Annotated in this window: 6 protein-coding genes; 5 read left to right on the top strand and 1 reads right to left on the bottom strand. The window is 45.8% G+C overall.

The window, feature by feature from the left end; translation table 11 throughout:
* Positions 1–101 precede the first annotated feature (101 nt).
* The 5 genes from VNM22_01105 (at position 102) to VNM22_01085 (ending at position 4,867) form a co-directional block, all read left to right on the top strand.
* The gene (locus tag VNM22_01105; GenBank protein HWP45733.1) at positions 102–392 is read left to right on the top strand and encodes a hypothetical protein; all 291 of its coding nucleotides are present in this window, start codon (positions 102–104) and stop codon (positions 390–392) included.
* A gap of 174 nt (positions 393–566) precedes the next feature.
* The gene (locus tag VNM22_01100) at positions 567–1,220 is read left to right on the top strand and encodes a CHASE2 domain-containing protein (GenBank protein HWP45732.1); all 654 of its coding nucleotides are present in this window, start codon (positions 567–569) and stop codon (positions 1,218–1,220) included.
* Between the two features lie 236 nt (positions 1,221–1,456).
* Complete coding sequence (locus VNM22_01095) at positions 1,457–2,188, top strand: M48 family metallopeptidase (GenBank protein HWP45731.1); 732 nt, start codon at positions 1,457–1,459, stop codon at positions 2,186–2,188.
* A gap of 231 nt (positions 2,189–2,419) precedes the next feature.
* Positions 2,420–3,565 (top strand): CHAT domain-containing tetratricopeptide repeat protein, encoded by a 1,146-nt coding sequence (locus VNM22_01090; GenBank protein HWP45730.1) that lies wholly within the window; start codon positions 2,420–2,422, stop codon positions 3,563–3,565.
* A gap of 555 nt (positions 3,566–4,120) precedes the next feature.
* Positions 4,121–4,867, top strand: coding sequence for a hypothetical protein (locus tag VNM22_01085; protein HWP45729.1), 747 nt, complete (start codon positions 4,121–4,123; stop codon positions 4,865–4,867).
* 40 nt (positions 4,868–4,907) lie between these two features.
* On the opposite strand, the gene VNM22_01080 is transcribed toward VNM22_01085, so the two are convergent.
* Positions 4,908–5,106: hypothetical protein (locus VNM22_01080; GenBank protein ID HWP45728.1), on the bottom strand; the 199-nt coding region annotated here is incomplete at its 5' end.

The following is a 5,106-nucleotide window of genomic DNA, read 5'->3' as shown; positions in this document are numbered from 1 at the left end:
GGAGGCCTCCCGCCCCTACACAGGAGAGGGGGAACTGGGGGTGAGGGCCACTTAAAAGTTAAACAAAACTAAATAGACTATGTAGTAGGAAGGAGCCTGTCATGTTTAGAAGCGTCGTACAGATTGGGTTGACGATGGTATTTTTCTTGATCTTTAATCCGGTAATTTTTGGGCTACCGGTTCTGGAAATTGTTCAATTCAAAGATGATCGGGTTATTACCACCGGGGAAAAGGGTGAAGTAATTCTCCAATATCCGGATGGGGAAACTATTTTGATCGGAAAAGGGAGTCGGTTAAATGTAAAGAAAATGAGAAATAACACCATTGAAATGAACTACTCCACGGAGAAATCCTTGTCCCCTTCGCAAGGCAGAGAAACCCTCATCCGGTAGGAAGACCTGGTAAAACTATCCTAGCAGGCCCTGTCATCCTTACCAATCTCCGGGCAGACTTTTCACTGAAATTAAAACCCCTCTCAAAATCTTCCTTAGAAGGGAACGAACTAGAGATTCGAACATTTGCGGGAGAGCTATCGTATACGGTTAAAGATCGCTTTGTGGAAAAAAATGATGAATAGGAAACGGGACTCATCCTCCTCAGAAGACCCTCTACTCTTTGTCACGTTTGAGCATCAGCATATTCCGTTTTTGGGTCTCGAGTTGGCCAAAGAGTTCATGGATATTAACTGGGAGCCGCATCCCAGGGAAGATATGGTCGTGCTCCGGGATCGTTTGAGCAAAAGGGAAAAGGGGAGTATTCCGGTGAATGATGTGGGGGAGATGATCCTCAATTTTCGTGCCGGTTATGATGCCGCAACAGGAAAAGGAAGAGGCTTTAAGACGGTTCGTTTTATAGAGGTACTCGAAGGGAAATTTGAAGGGTCGTCGGACTTACAATCCTTAGAAAAATTTAAAGATAAAATAGTTATTCTGGGGGCTACGACCGAAGGGCTGATCGCTGTGGTTCGGACCCCTTTTGATAAAAACTATCCCGGTGTGTTCATCATAGTGACCTTTGTAGCCAACGTTTTAGATAAAAATTTTATAAAGTATGAGCCGGTCGGGTTAAAGATATTCATCCTGCTTTTTCTAAGCCTGATCGTTGTACTGTGGATTCCGGATTTAAAACCTCAACTGGGGATTCTGGTAACCCTTTTTTTGTGGTTTCTATATGTTGTAGGGGCTTATGGAGCGTTCACTTATTTGGGAAGATGGTTCTAACCTGGCTTCACTAAAACAAAACCTCCTGGTATCTGAACAAGGAGAAAGGGTCTGGATCCCTATCGGCCTGGTTAGGAGATGGATTCAACAGGAATGGGGGTAAGTTTTAAGGGATAAAAGGATTGACATTATTTATCGCTCCATAGTTAAATAGCTCACAAAATCTAAACCCCCCCCCTCCCTCACCCTCCCCTCTCCCCGTTGGGGGGAGGATGAGGGGTGGAAAGGAGAATATTATGAGAAAAATCGCAATCACCGGCTTCGTTTTTATCTTTTTAATTTCCCAGGATGGTAATGCCATCGACCTAGGTGGTATTCTTAATTCAGGAAAGGATGCGGTCAAAGCGGTAACACTTTCGGATGACGATGTAAAAAACATGGCCAGGCAGGCGGCTGATTACGCAGATTCACAAAACAAGGTTTTAGCTCCTCCTGATAAATATGCCCAGCGCTTAAAAAAGCTCACGGATAAACACGTAAATGAAGACGGAATGACTTTGAATTTTAAGGTTTATCTGACTCCCGATATCAATGCTTTTGCCATGGCAGACGGAACCGTTCGTGTTTACAGTGGGCTCATGGACAAAATGGATGATAACGAATTGCTCTTCGTGATAGGCCATGAGATCGGTCATGTGGCCAAGGGGCATACCAAAAAGGCCCTTCGGGTAGCTTATACCACCTCAGCCGTAAGAAAGGGAGTAGCCTTAAAAGAAGGGGTAATAGGCTCTCTGGCCACCTCAGAGTTAGGCGGGTTTACCGAAAAACTCATTAATGCCCAGTTTTCCCAGAGCGAAGAAAAGGAAGCAGACGATTATGGTTTAAAGTTCCTGAAGAAACACGGATACAAGGCCGAAAGTGCGGTTTCTGCCCTTAAAAAGTTGGCCGAGTTAGGCGGGAGTCAGAGCTTCCTCTCAACCCATCCGGCCCCGGATAAACGGGCCGAAAGGATCAAAAAGCAGCTATGAAGTTCAATCCTGATTCCACGACGGAAGTTCCATCGCGTAGTTTTTATCATGGCCGGCCTCTACAACCTGGGGTGGGGTTTGTTTTCGGCTCTAGGCCCCACAATGGCTGTTCCAGTTCGCAAATAGGCCGTTACAGAACTATCCTCAAATATTCGCCTGCCTGGGTATGGTGATTGGACTCTACGGGTCCTCTATCTGGAAGTAGCCTGGGTTCTGGAACGAGGCCGGTTGGTGGTGGTTGGCCTTATAGGAAAGGTGCCGGGTCCCATCGGCCTTGCGAAGCTGATAGGGAGTGGAGAATGGCCTATTACAACGATCATCCTTTGCCTGACCAATGACCTCATCTGGTGGATACCATTTGGGCTTTATCTGTACGACGCATGGCCCGTTGGTCCGACCAGGTATTGTGCAGATAAACAGGGGGAAGGAACGACTCTGAACACCCTGGAAGCAGTTTACTACGCAACCTGGAATTATTCGAAGGCACTGAATTATTTCCAGCGCGCTTTGAACCTCAATAAAGAAATCGCAGATAAACAGAGAGAGGGAATGAGCCTGAACAACCTGGGGACGATTTACGATTCGATGGGGGATTACCAGAAGGCCCTGAGTTATTATCAAGAAGCCTTGAAAATCAGCCAGGAAATCGGAGATAAAGCGGTAGAAGAGATAAACCTTGCCAACCTGGGTTATTTGCACGAACGACAGGGAGCCTGGGCAGAAGCCGTTACCCGATACCAACAAGCCATAGACCTTTTCGAAGAGATACGGAGTAAAGCTGGAAGAAGTAAAGCTAAAGAGAATCTTTTAGCACAAAATATCGCGGAGTATATGCTGGCAGAGAAGGCAACCAAAGTGGTTCTGAGGAATCGGTCCAGAAACTATCGCTATATACACCTGTCGACCCACGGGCTGTTGGATTCACAACATGCTATGTATTCGGGAATAGCATTTTGGGATGGGTTCTTGCAAGTCTATGAGATCTTCAACCTGGAATTGTCTGTAGATCTCATAACTCTCAGTGCTTGTGAAACGGGGTTAGGAGAGTTGAAAAAAGGAGAAGGAGTGATCGGACTCACCCGAGCCTTTATGTATGCGGGGCCTCCCTCGGTGATGGTCAGTTTGTGGCGTGTGAATGATGAGTTAACGGCGGAATTGATGAGAGAATTCTATGGGAAGGTGAAAAAGGGAATGAGCAAGGTAAAAGTGCTACAGGAAGCAAAACAGGCCGTGATGAGGCAGAAGAAGGAGATAAAATCAAACAAGATGAGAGGGTCTCCTTATTGTATGGGCATCCGTTTTTCTGGGCCCCGTTTATGTTGGAGGGGGACTGGCGATAGAATACGATTAAATATCTACTCGAAACGCCGAAAATAAAAACCAACTTCCTAGGTCAAATCAGAACGTTTAACCTACTTTTTATCCCTACCTATAAAGGAATTCAAAAAGAAAATATAGGTAGCTTAAACGTCCTCGTTTGAGGACATAATGGATTAGATGATTAGATTTAGCGCCCGGGTTACAATGGTCTCGGGGGTCAGGCCAGTCCTTATGACAGGTTTGGAGGTGCTTTATCATCCGGGGTAGGAATCGATTGGTAATAAAGAGCCAAACAGGGACGTAAAGCCAACCGGGGAAGGTAACTTGGTATAACGTTTTGTAAGATACAGAGGTTGGGCATTTGTGCATAAATTAGTAAGAGATTTTCTGGTTTACAGGATGAGAGTTCGGTTCCCATTCTGTTGGATTACGAAGTTATACTAGAAATTGTATATCCCTAGCTTGGACTGAATGAGGTTCAACAGGAGTCAATGGAATAGGTTGAAGAAATAAGCAGAAAAAGTAAACCGAAAATTTTCTTAGCATCCCAGGAGATTTGGCTTTAAAATATAAAAAAATTAGTTTCATTAAACAAAAGATAATCGATTCATTATGCTAACCCGAAAACAAACAGAAGAGAAATTAGCACAGGTTTTTTCGCCCGCTCAGGCAACTGCCTTAGCCGATATTCTGGAGGATCTTCAGCGAGCGGAGTTGGAGCGAGCGACTGATACCAAGGAATTGAAACAGGGACTGACTGCGTTAACTACCGAGGTCCACAAATTGACCGGTCATATGGCCGAACTGGCCGAGGCGCAGCGACGGACCGAGGAGCGGCTCGGGATCTTAGATCAGCGTGTGATTGAACTGGCCGAGGCGCAACAGCGAACGGACGAGAATTTGGCTCGTCTCAGTCAAGTGGTCGAGATTGGATTCCGTGAATTGCATCAGGCGATAGGGAACCTGGTTAATCGTTTCGGCTTCGATCTAGAGGAGTTTGTTGCTGCTTTGTTACCACCTTACCTGGAAAAACATCTGGGTATCTCCAGACTTGAATTAGAGCGACGCTACTTTGATTTAGGCAACGGACAGGTAGAAGAAGTAGATCTGGCAGGTGTGGGCCAGCGGGCTGGAAGGCCGGTCATGGTGTTGGTTGAATGTCGAACGACAATACGTGGGAGTGAAGCACAAAAGGTGGTCAACAAGCTTCAAGCTATCCGTGCGACGTTAAAGGAAGAAGTGGAGATGGTGATTGTAGCCATGAATATTCATCCGACAGCCAAGACAGTAGGAGAAGCAGGAGGGGTGCGGATGGTGCCCTATAGTCGTATCAATCGACCCGGTGACTTTGCAGAATAAAGGAACCATTTTGAACTAGTAACCATTGGTGCTAATTAGTTTAAAGACTGAATCTGGCTATAGAAAGCGGCACGAAGCCATCGTCATTAACTTGCAAGCCATCCCATTGGACCAGCACGTTGAACATAGCCATGGTAAAAGCCAAACGAGCCTGAAAGTATTCCCAAACCCGATGCATCACTTTTTTGAAATGACTGACCAAAGTCAACATCGAAAACACGCTCTCAATCAGCATTCGG

The organism is Candidatus Limnocylindrales bacterium (assembly GCA_035559535.1).
GTDB lineage: Bacteria > Moduliflexota > Moduliflexia > Moduliflexales > JAUQPW01 > JAUQPW01.
This window is presented reverse-complemented; position numbering and strand designations above follow the sequence as displayed.